The sequence below is a fragment of the Pleurocapsa sp. PCC 7327 genome (genome assembly GCF_000317025.1).
Classification (GTDB): Bacteria; Cyanobacteriota; Cyanobacteriia; order Cyanobacteriales; family Microcystaceae; genus Hydrococcus.
Genome location: NC_019689.1, coordinates 472,879 through 492,789 on the forward strand (window position 1 = coordinate 472,879; position 19,911 = coordinate 492,789).

13 protein-coding genes are annotated in these 19,911 nt (G+C 47.9%); 8 read left to right on the forward strand and 5 right to left on the reverse strand.

Annotation, left to right across the window (positions count from 1 at the left end):
* Window positions 1–183: 183 nt before the first annotated feature.
* Window positions 184–1,632, forward strand: coding sequence for an ABC transporter substrate-binding protein (locus tag PLE7327_RS02025; protein ID WP_015142195.1), 1,449 nt, complete (start codon window positions 184–186; stop codon window positions 1,630–1,632).
* Between the two features lie 17 nt (window positions 1,633–1,649).
* Here the strand turns inward: PLE7327_RS02025 and PLE7327_RS02030 are convergent, their stop codons facing one another.
* Together PLE7327_RS02030 and PLE7327_RS02035 are read right to left on the reverse strand one after the other, a co-directional pair.
* Window positions 1,650–2,813 carry an MFS transporter gene (locus PLE7327_RS02030; protein WP_015142196.1) on the reverse strand — a complete coding sequence of 388 codons (1,164 nt, stop codon included), beginning with the start codon at window positions 2,811–2,813 and terminating at the stop codon, window positions 1,650–1,652.
* Between the two features lie 24 nt (window positions 2,814–2,837).
* Window positions 2,838–3,824 carry a TauD/TfdA family dioxygenase gene (locus PLE7327_RS02035; RefSeq protein ID WP_015142197.1) on the reverse strand — a complete coding sequence of 329 codons (987 nt, stop codon included), beginning with the start codon at window positions 3,822–3,824 and terminating at the stop codon, window positions 2,838–2,840.
* 590 nt (window positions 3,825–4,414) lie between these two features.
* Here PLE7327_RS02035 and PLE7327_RS02040 point away from each other — a divergent pair.
* Window positions 4,415–5,761, forward strand: coding sequence for an ABC transporter substrate-binding protein (locus PLE7327_RS02040; protein ID WP_015142198.1), 1,347 nt, complete (start codon window positions 4,415–4,417; stop codon window positions 5,759–5,761).
* Window positions 5,762–5,783: 22 nt separating this feature from the next.
* Here the strand turns inward: PLE7327_RS02040 and PLE7327_RS02045 are convergent, their stop codons facing one another.
* From PLE7327_RS02045 to PLE7327_RS02055, 3 genes are all read right to left on the reverse strand, one after another.
* The gene (locus PLE7327_RS02045; RefSeq protein WP_015142199.1) at window positions 5,784–7,532 is read right to left on the reverse strand and encodes a response regulator; all 1,749 of its coding nucleotides are present in this window, start codon (window positions 7,530–7,532) and stop codon (window positions 5,784–5,786) included.
* 63 nt (window positions 7,533–7,595) lie between these two features.
* Window positions 7,596–10,568, reverse strand: coding sequence for a GAF domain-containing protein (locus tag PLE7327_RS02050; protein WP_015142200.1), 2,973 nt, complete (start codon window positions 10,566–10,568; stop codon window positions 7,596–7,598).
* Window positions 10,569–10,629: 61 nt separating this feature from the next.
* Window positions 10,630–12,243 carry a serine/threonine-protein kinase gene (locus PLE7327_RS02055; protein WP_015142201.1) on the reverse strand — a complete coding sequence of 538 codons (1,614 nt, stop codon included), beginning with the start codon at window positions 12,241–12,243 and terminating at the stop codon, window positions 10,630–10,632.
* A gap of 328 nt (window positions 12,244–12,571) precedes the next feature.
* Between PLE7327_RS02055 and PLE7327_RS22505 the strand changes: the two genes are divergently transcribed.
* The 6 genes from PLE7327_RS22505 to PLE7327_RS02085 all read left to right on the forward strand — a co-directional run bounded on the left by PLE7327_RS22505 (window position 12,572) and on the right by PLE7327_RS02085 (window position 19,855).
* Window positions 12,572–13,879: a type II secretory pathway, ATPase PulE/Tfp pilus assembly pathway, ATPase PilB gene (locus tag PLE7327_RS22505; RefSeq protein WP_015142202.1), complete on the forward strand. Its 1,308-nt coding sequence runs from the start codon at window positions 12,572–12,574 to the stop codon at window positions 13,877–13,879.
* A 92-nt stretch (window positions 13,880–13,971) separates the two neighbouring features.
* Window positions 13,972–15,153 (forward strand): class I SAM-dependent methyltransferase, encoded by a 1,182-nt coding sequence (locus tag PLE7327_RS02065; RefSeq protein ID WP_015142203.1) that lies wholly within the window; start codon window positions 13,972–13,974, stop codon window positions 15,151–15,153.
* Window positions 15,154–15,317: 164 nt separating this feature from the next.
* Window positions 15,318–16,388, forward strand: coding sequence for a phosphate acyltransferase PlsX (plsX, locus tag PLE7327_RS02070; protein ID WP_015142204.1), 1,071 nt, complete (start codon window positions 15,318–15,320; stop codon window positions 16,386–16,388).
* 86 nt (window positions 16,389–16,474) lie between these two features.
* Window positions 16,475–17,476 carry a beta-ketoacyl-ACP synthase III gene (locus PLE7327_RS02075; RefSeq protein WP_015142205.1) on the forward strand — a complete coding sequence of 334 codons (1,002 nt, stop codon included), beginning with the start codon at window positions 16,475–16,477 and terminating at the stop codon, window positions 17,474–17,476.
* 108 nt (window positions 17,477–17,584) lie between these two features.
* On the forward strand, window positions 17,585–18,460 hold the full coding sequence (fabD, locus tag PLE7327_RS02080; protein ID WP_015142206.1) for an ACP S-malonyltransferase: 876 nt from the start codon (window positions 17,585–17,587) through the stop codon (window positions 18,458–18,460).
* Between the two features lie 105 nt (window positions 18,461–18,565).
* A complete protein-coding gene (locus PLE7327_RS02085; RefSeq protein ID WP_015142207.1) occupies window positions 18,566–19,855 on the forward strand; it encodes a pentapeptide repeat-containing protein in 1,290 nt (429 codons plus the stop codon).
* Window positions 19,856–19,911 lie beyond the last annotated feature (56 nt).

The following is a 19,911-nucleotide window of genomic DNA, read 5'->3' on the forward strand; positions in this document are numbered from 1 at the left end:
GTATCGTGCTTGAGCCGAACCTGCGGCAAGCCAATCAAGCGTTAGTGCGAGTTACCAACTAACCAACTAGAAGAGCCAGAGTTTTTGCTGAAAAATTTACGTATTCTTGCCGACTTAAGGATATCGATCGCATGTGATTTCGATCCGACTGTAGCAATTGTTATATAGGAGCGCGGGGAAGCCATGGTAGGCAACAAAATCCAAATCGACAAAAAAAAATTAGTTCTTCTCGCTTACGTTGCTATGCTCAGTTCGATCGGTTTCGCGATCTTAGTGTTTGGTAGCCAAGGTACATCCGACCCTTCTAAAACATTATCAGATTTGTCAAAATCGCTCACCAGCCAAGCCATTCAAAGACGCATGAGCATGGGCGAGCGAATTTTGGTGACGGCGAATAACAGTCCCGACAAACAAGCGGCAACTAAGGCATTCGCCAGTCGCGACTATACCAAAGCCGTCGAACTACTTAATTCGTCGCTGCAACTCAATCGCAACGATCCGGAAGCCTGGATCTATATGAACAATGCACAAGCAGCCGAACGAGGAGATTCGATTGCCATCAGTGCAGTCGTGCCTATCGGTGGAAATTTAAATATTGCCAAAGAAATCCTGCGAGGCGTGGCTCAGGCTCAGCACCAAATCAATCAAAAAGGCGGGATTGGCGGAAGGCTGATTCAAGTTAAAATTGCCAACGATGAAAACGATCCAGAAGTTGCCAAAAAAATAGCCGAACAATTAGTTAAAGAACGCCAGATCCTAGCAGTCATCGGACATAATGCCAGCGATGCTTCAATAGCGGCGGCTCCCATTTATCAAGCGGGAGGCTTAGTTGCGATTTCTCCCACTAGCAGCGCTAATGAGCTTTCAGGAATCGGAAGTTACATATTTCGCACGACTCCCAGCGTTAGAGTCACTGCCGAGACGTTGGCACAATACACCGTCAAAACCGCACGCAAATCGAAAATCGCCATTTGTGCCGATTCTACAGATAAAGCCAGTATGTCTTTTAAGGAGGAATTTACATGGACTGTCGTGGCGGCTGGGAGTCAAGTGACTGCCACGGTCTGCGATTTTGCCAACGCCGATTTCAACGCGACAGAAATTCCCTCAAAAGCAATTAGCGATGGAGCAGATGCTTTGGTGCTAGCTCCTTCTATTAAGAAAATCAATCAAGCGATCGATGTAGCGCAAGCGAATCAAAATCGACTCGCAATGTTTGGCAATCAAACTATGTATGCATTTGAAACCCTAAAACAGGGACAAACGAATGTTAATGGGATGGTATTAGCAGTGGCTTGGCATCCAGCAGCTAATGGCGACCAGACTTATTTGAAAAATGCCAGAAATCTTTGGGGCGGTATAGGAAACTGGCGCATGGCAACTGCTTATGATGCGACTGAGGTGGCGAGCGCGGGTTTGAAGTCCGAGCCGAAGCGCGATGCTTTGCAAAAAGCTTTGTCCAATTCTGGGTTTTCCTTTAAGGGAGCTACGGGAGAAATTCGTTTTCTTCCCTCTGGCGATCGCTATGGAGCAGCAGTACTGGTCAAAATTCAGCCCGGAAAAACCTCTGGCACGGGTTACGATTTTACTATTCTCAAGCCAGCCATCAGCGGTCAGTTACCAGTTAATTAATCGAGAACGATAGATTATTAGCGCCAATAGGCAAGAGCTATACCCCCTGTCAGTAGCTGGACGAACACAATAAGCTCTACGCAAGCCGACCAACCGCCTAGCGACCAGACAAAGCCAGGAAGTATTGCACCAACACTGCCGCCCATATAAAAGCAACACACGTAGAGTCCAGAAGCCGAAGATCGTCCCTCTTTGGCAACTACACCGACGTAGCTTTTGGCGGCTGACTGACAGACAAAAATTCCTGACGAGCCGAGCGCGAGTCCGATAATTACCAGCCACAATTTTGGTACCAGCGTAATCAGTACGCCTAAACCAGCAGTCGCGATCGCGACCGCCAACACGAGACGATAGCCAATTGAGTCAAGCCATTTTCCTACTATGGGAGTTACCACAGCACCAATTAGGTAGACGAAAAAAATTGCCCCTAAAGCTGTGGTTCCCAGATGAAATGGCGGTGCCGCCAAGTAAAAATTCACGTAAGTAAACGTACTAACGTTGGCAAAAAGCACGTTAAATCCCACCGCATAGGCGGCTAATAGGCGGCGATTGCGCAGGTGCATGCCAAAAGCACGCACCGAGGTTATTATATTTTTCTGACATACAAAATGTCGCGATCGCGGTAGCCACACTAAAACAAAAAAAACACAAACTAAGTTCAGGCACCCAAGAATAATAAAAGCTAAACGCCAACTAAAATAGTCGGCAACCACCCCTGAGAGAAATCTTCCTAAAACTCCACCAACAATATTGCCAGTAATATAAGCAGACATTGCCGAGCCGACTCCAACATCTGCCCACTCCTCACTAATGTAAGCAATTGTCACCGAGAAGATTACTGCGATAAAAAGACCTTGTGCAAAACGCCACCCAATTAACGCATTAAGATCGAGGGCAGTTGCCGTCAAAAACGTTGGTATGGAAAGACCTCCGATTGCCGAGCAGATAACATATTTACGACCCACAACGTCAGCAAGAATACCAACCAAAGGGGCAGCCAAACCAACTGCAATCGTCGTTGCGCTAACCGTTAAACTTACCTCAACTTTAGAAGCATGAAAGACTTGCGAGAAAAGAGGAAGAAGCGACTGCGTAGCATACAAATTCAGAAAAGCGCTAAACCCTGCTAGGGCTATGGCTAAAACTCGTGTATTGACTTTTTTAAAGAAATGGCTCAGCAAAATAAAAATCGTAGATCGAAGCTATTAAGCACTAGCTAAGAGCGCTGGTTTGGAAACTACAGGTTGACTGCTCATACGAACTCGGATGAGATGGCGATCCCGATCCTGAAAACTGGTACGACCATGAAGTGCTACATGATTGTTGCAGATTGCTAAAGCATCGTCGCTCATGTAATATTCCACTACGTTTGCCTTGTTTTCTAAAACATCAAGGAGAACTTTTAAGGCATTGCGAGCTTCTGGAACATCGAGATCCCGACGAGATTGAAATCCCTTCTCAAGGGTATCGTAGCGAAATCGAATAAACGGTTCGTCACTGAAGATAGGGGCTAAAGTAGTTTTGACCGATCCAATGGTTCCTGCCTGTGTAAAGGTTGTGGGAATCCGAAATGGAAACTTGAAGCTTGATAGTGTCTCATAGGCTTCGCGTCCTTGCTCTGTTTCGAGCAAACGATTCTTAACCTCGCGACTATTGCAGATGAGAGACTTTCCGCCACCACATCTGGCTGCTCGGACAACATAAAGCAGAAAATACTTTTCTGGTCGTAAATAGTATTGCGTATCCGTATGGAGATCGGCGCGATCGCTGTGTTCGGAGTAGGTAGCAAAATGTCCGACTGGAAGATACCGAGGCTTTACATCCCAAAGCAGTTTACCGATACGAGGGTCGGTTGGCGTAGGGTAACCCAGAGCTAAACTCAGTGCATAGAGTAATTTGTTGCGATCGATTTCAGAAAACGAACATAGATGGGTTCGATCCAAAAAAATAGCACAGTATCGGTCGCTCAGAAGCTGTTTGAGGTTTTCTTGCAAAGCCTTAAGCTCAGCACTAACAGACAAAACCGCTTGGCGAAAAGTTATCTCGTTAAAGTGAGGATAAAATCCTTTGGCAACTGGCTTGTCGTAAAATTCGTCAATTGTCTCTGTGATTTTTAGAGCAATTTTGTTCCAGATATCCGAAAATACAAATCTACCTATTCCTGGAGCTAAATCTTCTTTGTGGAAAAGCATCACACTTACTAAGTTAGGTTGACAATCTACGATTCAACTGAGATCTTGCACCATTCTCAACAACTGTTACTGTCATTAATTTCTCGTTCAATTTCTTGTTTGACCGAAAAAGAATTTCAGCCTATTTTAATCTAGTTGAGTTTTGAGCCTAGAACTTTAGTTCTAGGCGTTGATGCCAAAGGTACAAGATCTGAGATTCAAGGCAGTTAGGGAGAAACCAACAGAAATCGTAGCCCCAACGTTAAAAATTATAATTTTTGGGCACTCTGTTGATTAAACAACTATTAAGTAAAATATGAGTTAATAAAAAATTAAATTTAGATTAAAAATCACAAAATTCCAAGATTTTTTTTATAAACTTAAACCTTATTTATTTAATTATTAACAAATCAATAAATTAAAAAATGATTAAAACCAAATTTTAATGCCTAGAAAACTAGCAAGAAAAATTGCCTAGTACACGACAATTGTTTGACAGGCGATCGAGCTTTTAGTCTCTGCTCGCGATCGCAAACTGGCAGAATCTTTACTGAATTAGTTAAAGATTTCGTTAAAATTTACTGTCATCGGAGTTGGAGAAGAGTAAAGCCATGAGCCAAACCCAAAAAAATCGTCGCATCAAGTCTCCCCTTGCATTTCCCCTTGCGATCGCCACTTTGACAACTAGCTTTCTAACTACTGCTTGCAACACAAGCCTGATTACTGAAGGTGGCGGGCCACCCCCAACCTCCCCAGGAGTGTCTCCCGATGCCGTGACTGGCGGTGGCGAGGGATTAAAGTTGGGGGCACTACTGCCAATCACGGGCGACCTAGCATCGATCGGACAAAATATGCCCGATGCTGCCAAGTTAGCAGTAGACACGATAAATGCCTGCGGAGGAGTCAACGGAAAACCCGTTACGCTAATCGCCGAAGACGATCAAACCGATCCGGCTGCTGGTGCGGCAGCCATGACAAAACTAGCAGAATCGGATCGAGTTGCTGGCGTTGTCGGTTCGTTTGCCAGTAGCGTGTCTGGTGCGGCAGTCGATATTGCCATTCAAAACAAGATTATGTTAGTTTCTCCGGGCAGCACCAGTCCTGTTTTTACCGAACGCGCGAAAAAAGGAGAACTGCAAGGCTATTGGGCGAGAACGGCTCCTCCCGATACCTATCAGGCACAAGCTCTAGCAGCGCTGGCAAATAAAAAAGGTTTCAAGAATGTCGGGACTGTCGTCATCAACAACGATTATGGCGTTGGTTTCGAGCAGTCATTCGTCAAGTCTTTTGAAAAACAAGGCGGCAAGATTACCGATAAAAGTAACCCCGTTCGCTACGATCCCAAGGCAGCTACTCTCGATAGCGAAGCGGCTGCTGCTTTTGCAGGCAAACCCGATGCCGTCGCCGCCGTCCTCTATGCCGAGACGGGCAGTTTGCTGCTAGAAGCTGCCTACAAGCAAGGCTTGACCGAAGGCGTAACCCTGCTTCTAACTGATGGGGTTTATTCGGAAGATTTTGTTAAGTCGGTGGGCAAAACCAGCGACGGCAAATCGATTATCAGTGGTGCCCTCGGAACTGTACCCGCAGCCGACGGTAAAGCCTTAGAAAACTTTACCAAGCTGTGGAAAGAGAAGACGGGGAAAGAGGTAACGGCTTACGTGCCCCATACCTGGGATGCAGCGGTTCTCTTGATGCTAGCCGCACAAGCAGCTAAAACGAATACGGGAGAGGGGATTAAGAGTAAAATCCGCGAAGTCGCCGGACCTCCGGGTACTGCCGTAACTGATGCTTGCCAAGCCATAGAGTTAGTCAAAAAAGGTGAAGATATCGACTATCAAGGTGCTAGCGGCAACGTCGATATCGATGAATATGGAGATGTTGTGGGAAATTACGATGTCTGGACGGTAAAAGATGACGGAACGCTAGAGATTATCGATAAAGTGTCTCCCGCTCAATAAGTTACAAGTGCTATCGCGCCGATTATCTAACCTTCTGTTTCAAAATCGCGTCGAGCATCGCGAGTAATTTTCTCTCGTCAAAAGGCTTGCTGAGATAACCAGCAGCCCCCAATTCTCTTGCCAAGCGACGGTGGCGATCGCTGTTATACGTACTGATCAAAATGACGGGGACTTTAGCTAGCTGCGAGTTTTGACGGCAAGATTTGAGAACGCCAAACCCATTGAGATTAGGCATTTCAATATCGCTGACGATCGAATCGACGGCTGGATTTTGGAGCAATTGTCGCATGCCTTCTTTCCCGTCTTGCGCTTGTATGACTCGATAACCTGCTTTTTGCAGAGTCAAAACGAGCACCCGCCGCGAGGTGCTCGAATCGTCGATAACCAAAATCGTAGCAGGGGCAGGTTTGGATCCTGCCCTTACTGCTATCGGCATTCGGTCGAGCTTTTGAGCGAGTAAAGCCTCAACATCGATGACCGCGACCAAATTTTTGTCCTCTAGAATCGCGCAGCCAGCGCAGTAACTTGGAGGTGCGATCGCGCTGCCAAAAGGCTTGATAACCAGTTCTGGCACTGCCATCAAGCGATCGACGGCTAACTCGACGGCGATCGTCTGCCAACCGAGATCGAGGACGACGACCATAAGATCGCTAGGATCGGTTGTACCTCCAATACCAACTGGCAGGGGGCTATTGTATTCGAGCAGTTCGGATAGGAGGTAAAGAGGAAGATCGCTGTCTTGCCAGTGTAACCACTGCCGTCCGCTCGCATCGATGGAGCATTTGCCTTGAGCTAGCAAAATTTCTCGGACTTGTTGGCAAGAGACGACAAAGGCAGCAGAACCCGCCAACCAAACGAGCGAATTAGCTGTCTTCAGCTTTCGTTCCTTGCTTAACGTTTCCTGTGCGCCAGCGATTGGGGAAACCGCCCGCTCTCGTTCCAGTTCCAAAAACTGTTCTGCGGCTGGGATTTCTGCGTCCCATAAGTCCTCTTGTTTGACTTTTGTCGTCAAACTGCTTTTGACGGTTGCCTTCCAAATGCCTCTAAAACCTGCTAAAGCCAACTGTCCGATAGTAGGAGCCGTTTGAGGACTCACTTGCAGCGTTGCCAGCGTAATTTGGGCAACAGCAACAAACTCGGAGATCTCTAACAGTTCGCCCAAGCTTAAAAACTCTTCGATTTGAGCCATGAGTGCTGTTGCCAGGTTAGAGGTTTCGGGACGAGACAAGATCGCCTCCAGATTTGCCAGTGCTTGAAGAACTTCCTGGTTCAACAGCGATTCTGTTTCTTCCTCCGCTTCCTTCTGATGCTCCTCTTCCTCCAGGTCATCATCGAGCGCCAGCAGTTCTTCTAGTTCGTCTGGCACAGGAGTCAGGTAGGCTTCGAGTCGGGTAAAAATGGGTTCTGCTTTGGCGATCGCGTTTGCCCCCTCCTCGCGATCGGCTTGAATTTGGGTCAGCAGAGATTGGCGCAGACATTCATATGCCTGCCAGAGCAGATCTGCGAGTTCGGGATCGACGATTAGCTTTTCTTGCCACACTCGGCGAAAAAAATTCTCGAACCGATCGGCTAGAGTATAGATGTCGGTTAATTTAACTTGGGCTGCGCCGCTCTTGATAGTACTCGCCGCCCGCACCAATCCATAAACATTGGTAAGGCTGAGGTCATCAGGGAGTTTTAGCAATGTTTCTTGGATCTGCTGTAGGAGTTCTAGCGCTTCCTCGACGAAGAGATGATAGGCTTGGTCGTGGAAATCGGGATCGAGGGTCATCGTTAGTTTCCTGTCATCGTCTATTGTTTAGAATTCAACGCACAGAATTCAAAATCCGGATGACTATGGCTTTTCGCTCTGAAGTTGGTGGGCAACTGCTGCTAGCTTGTTAAAGGACTCGACTACTGCCATTGATTGCTCGGAGGTTCGGCTGGCAAGATTGGCAATATTGAGAACCGATTGGCTTGCCGAGGCTGAGGTTTGTGCTTGGCGATCGGCGGATTGGACGATCTCTGCTACTAGCGCGTTCATTCGTTCGCTGACGGTGGCAATTTGCTGAAGCGCTTTTTGAGTTTCGCTGACTACTTGACTTTCTGCGATCGCCCTCTCTTGTCCGGTTCCGATCGCGGCAGCCACTTGTCGGGTTTGTACTTGGATTTCCTCGATCAAAGGTGCGATCGCGGCAATATCGGCGTCCAACTGCCGCGCCAAAGCCAGCACTTTTTCGCCGATCGCTGCGAAGTCTTTGCCTGCCTCTCCGGTTCTCGCCGCTTCCAGGGCGGCATTCATTGCCTGAAGCTTCATCTGCGATGCTACCTGAGAGAGCATATCGACGATCTCGGCAAGCTTGCAAGAGGGTCGGTCGAGACGCTTGACTTGCTCGGTTGCTGCCAATGCCGTTTCTTGAATGGCAGCCATCCCTTTGACGATGCGACCCATCGCCCGCTGGGAAAACTGGACGGTTTGAGCGACCTGCTGCTTGTGCATGTCTACTTGTTGGGCGCTGGCGCTCGTGGTTTGGGCTAAATGATTGACTTCTTTAATCTGATTGTAGGCAGCCGTCACTGATTCCATCTGACTCATTGCTTCGGTCGAAAGGGTTTCGACGGCAGTCTGGCTATTTCTGAGCAGTTCGGCGACTTGAGCCAGAAGAACCTCTTTTTGTTGGCGCTGTTGGTAAGCCAATCCTTCGGCTCGGTGGTAAGCCTGCTCTAACTGAGAAAGCAGCTGCGCGTGGTCGAGGGCAAGTCCGACCTGTAGGGCTAGCTGGGCAACGAGATCGATCTCGGCTCGCTGCCAGGTGCGGTAGCTAGAACACTGATGGAGGATCAGCAAACCGAATAACCGATTGTCTTTAATAATCGGAGCCACTAAATTCGCCTTGATTTCTAACCGTTTCATTAACTGCAAATGGTCGGGATGAAACCCCGCCTCGAAGACGTTGCTAGTGGGAACGACGCGACCCCTTAGATAAGCTTGACGCAACTGTTCGGGAATGCAAGGGTCTTCAATCCGGTGTTCTAGGGCGTGCGTCCAGCCGGATAGTACGGATTCGGCGGCGATATAGCCGCTCCAGTCGGAGTTGAAGCGATAAACGACTGCGCGATCGGCTCGAATGGCTTTACGGATTTCTTCTACCGTGGTGTTGAGAATACTTTCTTCGCTGAGCGATTCCCGAATGCGACGGCTGAGGTAGGCTAATAACTCGGTTCGTACCGCTTCGGAATCCATGCGCTCCAGGAGTCTGGCTTGGTCGAGGGCAAAGCCGACTTGCATCGCTATCTGGGTTAAGAAATCGATTTCTGACTGCTGCCAGTTGCGTGGGGCAGAGCATTGATGGGCGATCAGCAACCCGAATAACCGCCCGTCTTTGAGAATGGGGGCAACTAAATTGGCTTTGACGGCAAACGGTTCGAGTTGTCTGAGGTGGCATTCGGTCAGACCAGCCTTATAAATATCCGGCGTTGCCTGCACGCGACCCGCTTGGTATTGTTCGACATAGCCTTCGGCAAAGCAGGGGTCTTTGATGCGAGCGTGGATTGCCTTGGGCAAACCGGGCACCACCGATTCGGCGACTACGGTTCCGTACCATTGTTCGTCGAAACTGTAAACGACGACGCGATCGCTTCTGATTGCCTTGCGCACTTCGTCAACCGTCGTTTTGAGAATGTCCTCCTCGACTAAAGACTCGCGAATGCGGCGCGTGATTTCGATAAATAGCTGCGCGCGATCGAATTTTGTATCTAACTGTTCTAGCGTCTGCGTGTAGTCGAGGGCAAAACCGACTTGAGTGGCGATTTGAGCAAACAAATCGATTTCGGCAGCTTGCCAATAGCGAGGTGCAGAGCATTGATTGGCAATGAGCAAGGCAAACAGCCGATTATTTTTAAGAATGGGGGCAATCAGATTTGCCTTGACCGCAAATCGCTCCAACAGCCCGATATGACAATCGTTAAGACCAGCGTTATGAATATCATCGATCGCTCTGACGCGACCGTTGCGATAGAGTTCGACATATTCCTCTAAACAGGCATCTGAGAGCGTCGCCCACAACATTTTCGGCCAGCCCGCCGCCACCGATTCTTCGACGATTACCCCCTCGACGTTAGAGTTAGCGTCGAAGCGAAATATGGCTACGCGGTCGGTTCTGAGGGATTGACGCACTTCTTCGACAGCGAATCTGAGGACTTCTTCTTGAGAGCGCGCTTCCCGCAGGCGACGGGTAATTTTCATCAAAATTTGAAAGCGTTCGGCTTCGGCTTCTTGTTTCCAAAGTAGGTCTGGCAGTTGTTCGTTGAGCAAGCTGAGGTTAGTTTTCAAAGCCACCAATTCATCTTTGCCCGCCACGCGATCGCAAATTTTCGTGTCTTCTCGCCGCAGTCGATTGACCAATTGATTTGAGGTTTCGGCGGCATTGAGAACTGGTCGCAAGGTTCGATTGGCGGCAATCGCCGCTATCGCGCCTGCTATAGCTGCGGTGGCTGCCGTTCCCAACCCTAGCAGGGATAGTTGGTTTTGGAACGCGATTTTTTCTGTGAGCAATCCAGCTTGCTCTAGCTCCTCCTGAAACGATTGGTTGCTCATATAAGTAACCGTCCCCACGATGAGCGGAGGAATCGTGCCGATGGCGATCGCGATCGCTAATACCTTCGATTTCAGACTCCGCTCGCGTCGCCCGCTCTGCTGCCGCCTCGGTTCTGCTTGCCGCTGAGGCGCTCCTAATTCGGGACGAGGAGAAAGTTTGTCGATTCTCTGGGTAGAATCGAGAGGATTGTCTGGATTTTTACTAGACTTTGGGGACGGAGACTGAGACATAAATCGAACCTCGCTTGGAGCAGTTGACTAGTTGACTAAAATTTCTTTTTTGCCCGCACTTCTAGGATAGAATCCTATCTGCTAACCGATGAAGATTTCCGTCTATTTCTTTTTGGCGATCGAAAGAAGGCTCGCTCTGGCAATTACATTCATCCATTCTCTGTACCAAAGACACAAACCCCAAGCGCCACCAACCGCAAGCCCCTCGCGCTACCCCCGCCCGATTGAAAACGTCAACGAAACAAGCTGGCAGGTGTCCTGGAACTGCCGACAGATCGAGGGTTAACTCATGATAATTCAACCATTTTCCTTTTGCGTACCAGCCGACGCGATCGCCAAACGCTCTCCAAATTTCGTAATCGAACCCACTGGTTCCCCCCAGTCGCTGATAAATTTGTTTCTGCTGGCTCAAACCAAAGCGTCCATTGCTATACTCCTGCCAGATGCGATCGATCGTATATAAATCCGTGCAGGGAAATTGTTCGATCGCGTTGAGATTCAAACATCCCTCCTGTTCGCGAAGAGCTACTCTCAGCATCAAATTCCAGGTTTCGCGATCTGCCTCTCCATAGTTCCCTGTCGCTAGTAATGCTCGCAGTTGGCTGTAATCAACCGTCATGGGCGCCGTGCGTCGGGATTCTCTTGGTTGGGAGAATTGCTGGCGCGGGTTTTCCGACCTATCATCACTGGCATTGGGTTGTTCTTCTTGGAAGCAAGCAGCATCAGGAAGGACGGAAACGGTAGGAGTCAGACTTTTTTTGTCTGTTAGCGTTATCGTTGGCGTTAAAGTCAAGGCTTGCAGGACTTCTGCGGCAGACTGAAAGCGATCGCTGGCTTTCCACTGCAACATTTTGTCTAGAATCGCTTCTAAGTGGGCGCTTACTGCAATGTCTTGCTCTCGCCAGTTAAATTGCTTGCGCTCGGCATCAAAAAGCGGGTCGCCCTCCTCATCGGTCGGAAAGCATCCGGTTAGCAATCGAATGCAAGTCATGGCTAAACTATAGAGATCGCTGGCAGGAGAAACGTTCCCTCGCATTTGTTCTGGTGCGGCGTATCCCGGCGTTCCAGTAATCGGACTTTTCCCAAAAGGGAAGTCAGCACTTAGCTGTTGAGAGCCGCCAAAATCGATCAGGACAACGGCACCTTGCGATCGCCGGATAATATTACTCGGCTTGATATCTCGGTGAATGACTTGTCGTTCGTGAATAAACTCAAGGACTGGTAGCAACTCGACGAGAATTTGCCGCACTTTTTGTTCGCTAAAAGCTCCGCTCCCTTTGACTTCTCTATACAAATCCAGCCCGTCGATAAATTCCTCGACGATATACAATCGTCCCTCCTGCTTGATGAAAGCAAGTAGTTCTGGAATCTGAACGTGTTGACCCAGTTTTTTGAGAATTTCTGCTTCTTGCTGAAACAAAGTTAAGGATTTCTGGTATGCTTGGCTGCTTTGGGGAAGCGGGCAAAACTGCTTGATAACGCAGGGATTGTCCAATAAATGTTCGTCCACTGCTGCAAACGTTCGAGCAAATCCCCCAGATCCAATTTGGCGAACGGCTCGATATCGAGACGCCAGTAACAAGTTTAAACCGCACCGCTGACAGTTCGTACTGTTGTATGGATTATGATAAAGGCAATTAGGATTCATGCACTGGCTGGTTTTCAAGGCAGTCATCCTCTTGCTTTTTAAATAAATGATGGAAGTTTGACACAATTAGAGATATCGATAGCCAGTTATTTATCTACAATTGAAGTCTGTTTGACGAGATAAAGTTAGGAAATCAACCGATATACAACGAGTAACAAGCTTGCGAAAAGCTTATCCTTATAATGCATTTTACAGCAAACAAAAGCTGACGTTGAAAAACTCTAAAATCACCCCCCCCTTTCTTTCAAAGTAGCAGTTTAATAGAATTTAAGTCATGTTGTCTTTATACAGCTATATTGTGTTTGGGAAAGTAACAATTAGTTTTACAAAATTTATTACTTCTGCGTGAAAAACAATGCCCCAACCCAGCGACCCTTTTCAATTTTCTCAACCCGAACCCGCTCCGTCTCAGACGGGTTGGTCAGCTAGCAATTTCGAGCAAGCCTTTCGGCTGATCGACTCGCTCATTCCTAAAGCAGCTTGTCTTTACCATCAGATTTTACCGCTATCGCTGGTCGAGAAGCATCTGACTCTGGGGATGGTAAACTTGAAAGATGCGGCAGCGCTCGATTACGTCCGGTCCCTTTTATCTTCCGGCGACTATTGTCTAAAAATTCAGCCCATAGACTCTAAAACGCTGCAACTTATTCTTTCTGCTCATTCCAGCTCTCTGCAAGCGGCTCCTTCAGACCTGCAAGACGCGAAGTTGGCACAACAACAGATTCCCCAACTTCCAACTAATTTCAACACCCAGCCAACGCTAATTCATGACACGTTCGCGTTGGAACGACCAAATGCCGACTCCGCAACTCATTTCAACAATCGCTCGGCACTAATTAACGAGCGAGCGACGCTAATCGTTGATAACCCAGAAGACCTATCGCCTAGCTTGGCAGACAGCGCTTCCGATGCTTTCCCCCCTCCTCCATCTGCTACCAACTTTAACGAACAACCGACTCTAATTGTCGATAGTCTAGATGAGCTATCTCCAGAGCTAGCAGAGAGGATCTTCGGTTCGGCTTCGCCCCAAAACGCTAATTCGCCAGCGGAAGAGCTATCCGATGTCGCTTCCCAACCGCTATTGGAAGTACAAACCTACTCGACGTCGCAATCTCTTGACTTTCTGGCGAAATTGTCGCCCCAAAAGCTATGGCAAGAATTATTGACTCGAGTGCTCAGCGAAGGGATCGGGCGACTCTATTTTGAACGACATTCCCATCACGGACGCATTTTTTGGAGTAAAAATGGCGTTTTGCAATTGTCTTTGGAAAAAGTAACGCCATCGGTTTTCCAGGGAACGATCGACGAGTTTAAGCGATTGCTCAAGCTACCCGCTACGCCGCTTCAACAAGCGAGAAAAGGAGAACTAGAACGATACTATCGGCAAGAACGTTTGTTACTGCGCTGGCAGGTCATACCGGGTAAATACGGGGAGGAAGGAACGCTGCAAGTGTTGCGAGGCAAAGCATCGGAGTTGTATCAACAACGGCAGATGGATGAATTAGGACAGCAAGCCTTGCGATTGGCTGAAAGCTTGGAGAGAAAATTAAGACAAATTCAAGCGATGTCTAAAATTAATCCTACTCGACTAGAGATGCTTCCTTCTCTGCGCCAGATCCACGAAAAAATCAATCGATCTTTAGAAGATTTAGAGAAATATTAGTTTTTCATGAGTGACAATTTATCTGCTGCGATCGCAATCTGTAGTTAGTTTTAAGAGAAAGTATCTACTCTCCCTTTCCATCAATCTTTTAAATGTTAACCCATTCAAACTCTCAAGTTTTGCTCGATCTTCTCCTCGAACGCCTCTCTACCTCTAGCCAGCAACGCCTAACTTTTGCTGACTATATGGACTTAGTTTTATACCATCCCCAGTATGGCTATTACTCCTCCGGGACAGTCGAGATTGGCGCTAGCGGAGATTTTTTTACTTCCTCTTGTTTAGGAGGAGATTTTGGCGAGTTGCTCGCTAAGCAATTGGCTGAAATGTGGGAAATTTTAGGATGTCCAACCCCTTTTTTATTAGTAGAATTGGGTGCGGGATCGGGATTATTAGCTTCAGATATTTTGTCCGAGCTACAACAAAATTATTTAGACTGCTTCAAGGTCATCGAATATATTATTATCGAACAGGCAAAAGGATTAATCGCTCGGCAACAAAATTTATTAAAACCATGGCGCGATCGCGGTCTAAAACTCTTCTGGAAAGAGTGGCAAGAGATTTTAGAAAATTCAATTGTTGGCTGTATTTTCAGTAACGAATTAGTCGATGCGCTGCCCGTCCATCAAATCGCGATCGCGCAAGGTCATTTAAAAGAAGTCTACGTCACTCATTCCCAAGGCAGATTGATAGAAACGATCGACGAAATTTCAACGCCCAAGCTGAGGGAATATTTTAACCTAGTCGGCGTTGACTTGCCCTCTGATTCATATCCAGAGGGCTATAGAACAGAAGTCAATCTAGCGGCTCTAGACTGGTTGAAAACAGTGTCCGACAAATTAAAGCGCGGCTATCTTTTGACCATCGATTATGGCTATAGCGCTCGACGTTACTATAATCCCCAACGGTATCGAGGCACCTTGCAATGCTACTACCAGCATCGCCGTCACGACGATCCCTACATAAATATCGGCTACCAGGATATTACCGCCCATGTAGACTTTAGCGCTCTAGAACGTCAGGGAGAATTATGCGGGTTGTCCAAGATCGGATTCACGCAACAGGGAATGTTTTTAATGGCATTGGGATTGGGCGATCGCCTACGGGAGCTGTCTAGGGGAAAATACAATGTCGAGCAAATCATCAAGCGTCGCGACGCATTGCATCAGTTAATCGATCCGGCTGGGTTGGGAGGATTTGGCGTGTTGATTCAAGGGAAAGGCTTGACAGAACAAGAGAGAGCGCGACCTCTCAAAGGGCTGACGCAACCCGAATGATTTTGAATTAATAGCTACTTGGCAATTTTAAATTAACAGAAATTAGGCAAAAAAGCGAGCAGCTAAGGCTAGAATAAACCAAAATTGCTACTAAAGTAGCAAAGTAGTCGCCGTTAAGTCGAACTCCAATGATACAATCTTTAAGGCTTCTATAACTTCGATCGATGGCATCAACTCGCGCAAGAATTGCAGTAGACGCTATGGGAGGGGATTACGCTCCTCAGGAAATCGTCGCTGGAGCAATTAGAGCCGCCGCAGAATTAGAGGTAGAAATTCTGCTGGTAGGCGAACCAGAGCAGCTCGAATCCTCCCTCAAGCAACATACCACCACTAGCAATAACAATATCGAAATTGTTCCTGCTGAAGGTGTAGTCGGCATGCACGAAGAACCTATAGTGGGAATTCGACGCAAACCCAATGCGTCGATTAACGTGGCGATGAATTTGGTTAAAGAAAAACGAGCCGATGCCGTCGTGTCGGCAGGGCATTCCGGTGCGGCTATGGCAGCGGCATCGCTGCGCTTGGGTCGTCTCAAAGGCATCGACCGTCCGGCGATCGGGGCAGTCTTTCCGACGATGCTGGCAGGAAAATCGGTCATCATCCTCGATGTTGGGGCTAACGTAGACAGCCGTCCCAAGTACTTAGAACAATTTGCCTTGATGGGGACGATTTATAGTAAGTACGTGCTGGGTGTCGAAGATCCAAAAGTAGGCTTGCTCAATATTGGGGAAGAACCGTCAAAAGGCAACGATCTGGCTTTGCGAACTTATCAACTGCTAGAAACCAACGGACAAATTCCCTTTATCGGCAATGCCGAGGGGAGAGATGTCCTGTCCGGTCGGTTCGATGTAATCGTCTGCGACGGTTTTGTGGGCAATATTTTGCTCAAATTTGCCGAAGCCGTCGGGGAAATTGTGCTGCAAATCGTGCGAGAAGAGTTACCCCAAGGATTGCGGGGTCAGATCGGAACGGCAATTTTGAAGCCAAATTTACGGCGAATCAAGCAGCGCATCGATCATGCCGAACACGGCGGCGCACTGTTATTTGGGGTGGCTGGCGTTTGCATTATTAGCCACGGCAGTTCTCAAGCTCCCTCAATCTTTAATGCCATTCGCCTCGCTAAAGAAGCGATCGACCATCGAGTGCTCGATCGCATTCAGGGATATAAAGAAAGACCCACAAAAGACGGCGATCGAGTCTCAGAAACCGCGCTCGGCGGGAACAGCGAGCAGTAAAGATTGTCATTCGTCGTTGGTCAGTGGGAATACAACCAAGGACAAATGGCAAACATCGCTGATAACTGAAAAAAGGGAGAAAGGCATTGAAAGCACAAGGGGCAGGCATCGCAATTGCCGGAAGCGGTTCGGCAACACCAGCACAGATTCTCGATAACCACGACCTCAGTCAAATGGTCGAAACGTCTGATGAATGGATTAGAAGCCGAACGGGGATAGGAAGGCGACACCTAGCTGCCGCTTCTAGTTCCCTGAGCGAACTTGCCGCTAAAGCGAGTCAAGGCGCGATCGCGATGGCAGGTCTTAGTGCCTGCGATCTCGATTTGATCGTCTTGGCGACTTCTACTCCCGACGATTTGTATGGAAGCGCTTGTCAAGTACAAAGCTTGCTAGGAGCTACCAAAGCTGTTGCCTTCGATCTCACGGCTGCTTGTTCGGGTTTTGTCTTCGGTCTAATTACTGCCTCTCAATTCATTCGCACGGGAGTTTATCACAACGTTCTCGTCATTGGGGCAGATGTCAATTCTCGCTGGCTCGATTGGTCAGATAGAAGCACCTGCGTTCTCTTTGGCGACGGAGCAGGAGCAGTGATATGTCAAGGGATTGAAAATGGCGATCGCCTTTTGGGGTTTGAAATGCATAGCGATGGTACCCAAAATGGCTCTCTCAATCTAGCTTATCGAGGAGAGCCGAAAATTCTTAAAGAAGATATCGCGATCGCTTCCGGAACTTATCAACCAATTTCAATGAACGGTCGAGAGGTCTACCGCTTCGCCGTCGAAAAAGTCCCGGAAGTCATTGAAAAAGCTCTTTATCGGGCTAACCTCGCAGTTGAGGAGATAGATTGGCTCATTCTGCATCAAGCCAATCAACGAATTATGGATGCCGTTGCTAGCCGTCTTAAAATCCCTAGCGAGAAAGTCATTAGCAATCTTGCCGAATATGGCAATACTTCTGCTGCTTCCATTCCCATCGCCCTCGACGAAGCAGTACGACAAGGAAAAATTCAACCGGGCGATACCATCGTCACTTCTGGTTTTGGCGCAGGACTGACCTGGGGAGCAGCGATTTTTCAATGGGGAAAATAGGAGATGGGGAACCCGGAGAGTGGGGAGATGGGGAGACAATTAACGACTAACGACTAACCACTAACCACTAACCAATCCTTTTATCCAAAATTTAAGAACAGATAACAGATGAGAACAGCGTGGGTATTTCCGGGACAAGGTTCGCAAGCAGTAGGAATGGGAGTCGATCTCAAAGACATCCCAGCAGCTAAGACAAAATTCGATCGCGCCGAACAAATATTGGGCTGGCCTGTTTTAGAAATGTGCCAAGGTGAGGAAGAGCAACTATCTCGCACCCTCTACACCCAACCTTGCCTGTATGTTATCGAAAGCATTCTAGCCGATCTATTGATGGAGAGAGGACAGTTTCCCGATTTCGTTGCGGGTCACAGTTTAGGAGAATACATTGCCCTGTATGCAGCGCGAGTCTTCGATTTTGAAACCGGGTTGCGACTGGTCAAGCATCGCTCCGAACTCATGGATGCTGCGGCTGGCGGTAAAATGGTAGCTATGATGAAATTTGACCGAGAAACGCTAGAAAAGGTCGTTGAAACTACCCCAGATGTCGTCATCGCTAACGATAATAGTCCCGAACAAGTTGTCATTTCTGGAACGCCAGAAGCTGTCGATTCGGTTCTCTCTCAAGTTTTAGCCAAACGAGCCGTTGGGCTGAAAGTCTCCGGTGCGTTTCACTCGCCGATGATGGTACCAGCCGCCCAACAGTTCCAAGAAATCTTAGAGTCAGTTACCTTTAGTGATGCCAAAGTTCCTGTCCTATCAAACGTCGATCCTGCGCCTGCCACCAAAGGAACTGAGATAAAAATGCGCCTGATAAAGCAGATGACTGGAACAGTTCGCTGGCGAGAAATTATGCTGCAATTGCCAAAAGAAGGAGTTTCTCAAGCTGTAGAGGTGGGACCCGGCAAAGTATTGACTGGTTTGATTAAGAGAATTTGTCCCGATATAAAACTGAAAAATGTCAGCAGCTTAGCAGATATAGGTTGAAGTCTCAACATTGAAAATAGGGAAGTCACAATCACAATTTAGCCGTTGGCGTAAGGGCGATCGCTAAGGCTAAACTATTTTCAAGGTGCCCTATAGACAGACGAGATGACAGATCGACCCGATTCCAGTCAAACTCCCAATTCCTCTGAAACGCTTCAGGATCGAAATGGCAAGCCAAATCCTGCCTCTCAAGCTTCATCGGGCGATTCCTTTTCGACTTCAACAGAGCAAGCAAATATCGTTATTCCTCCTCCTCAAATTTCTTCCCAACGCAAACCACTCTACTTGCGAGAGGTAGACTCATCTAATCCCTGGCTGCTAATAGCAACTGTGGCAGTTATGGGCATAGGCTTATGGTCTAATGTAGCTTGGATAGGGTTTTCTGGCGCATTAGTTGCCCTGTTTCTCTCACTACGAGTGATTTTGCCGTCCCTACGAGGCTGGATTAGCCGATATCTAACGCCTAACGAGCGAAGGACGGTGTTTGGATTTATTGTTTTTCTGCTGGCAGTGGCTAGTTTAATCAAGTATTTTGGGGTTTATAGGATTATAAGCAATTGGCTCAATAATTTTAAGTACGATGAATTTGGCTCTTGGGCAGAATGGGTGGGAGCGTTGGGTCAGATTATGATTGCAATTTTGGCGGTCTATGTAGCTTGGGAACAGTATGTCATCTCCAAAGATTTAACGATCCAACAAAACCGCATTACGCAACAGCAGACGATTGATGCTTATTTTCAAGGAATTTCTGATTTAGCTCTCGATGAAGAAGGTTTGCTAGAAGATTGGCCCCAAGAAAGAGCGATTGCAGAAGGACGTACCGCCGCTCTTATGAGTAGCGTAGACGCGACAGGAAAAGCCAAAATTTTGCGTTTCTTATCTCAATCTAAATTATTAACGCCGATCGCGCGCGATCGCTATTTAGGCAGACCGATTCTCGACGGTTCCGGCGGCTATGCAGAAGATCGCTCCCAGGGAATACGGGTTATTAATTTAGGTGTCATGTTAGCACTAGCCGATCTTGCCGGACAGGATTTGCGCTGGACAGATTTAAGCGAAGCCAATATGGTTCGCGCTAATTTGAGCTACTGCGATCTCGTCAAAGCTAACCTCTCCCGCACAATTTTATATGAAGCCAATCTCCAGGGAGCCGATCTCAAGGGAGCGCGATTATTCTACGGTTCTGTTGAAACCGCCAGTCCTCGCAGTCGTAATGCTCCTGCCAACTACCAAACGGGCGCTCATACGGGAGCAGTTATCGAAAATGCCGATCTCACGGGCGTTCAAAATCTCAGCGAGGAACAGCGCTATTATTGCTGCGCTTGGGGAGGAGAAAAAACTCGCTCGACAATCCCCGGCGGTTGCGAAGGAATTCCCAATCAGTTAGGTCGTTAAAGATACGATTTTTAATTTTTTATCAAATAAGGCTCCCAATCTCTCGGCGATCGCGA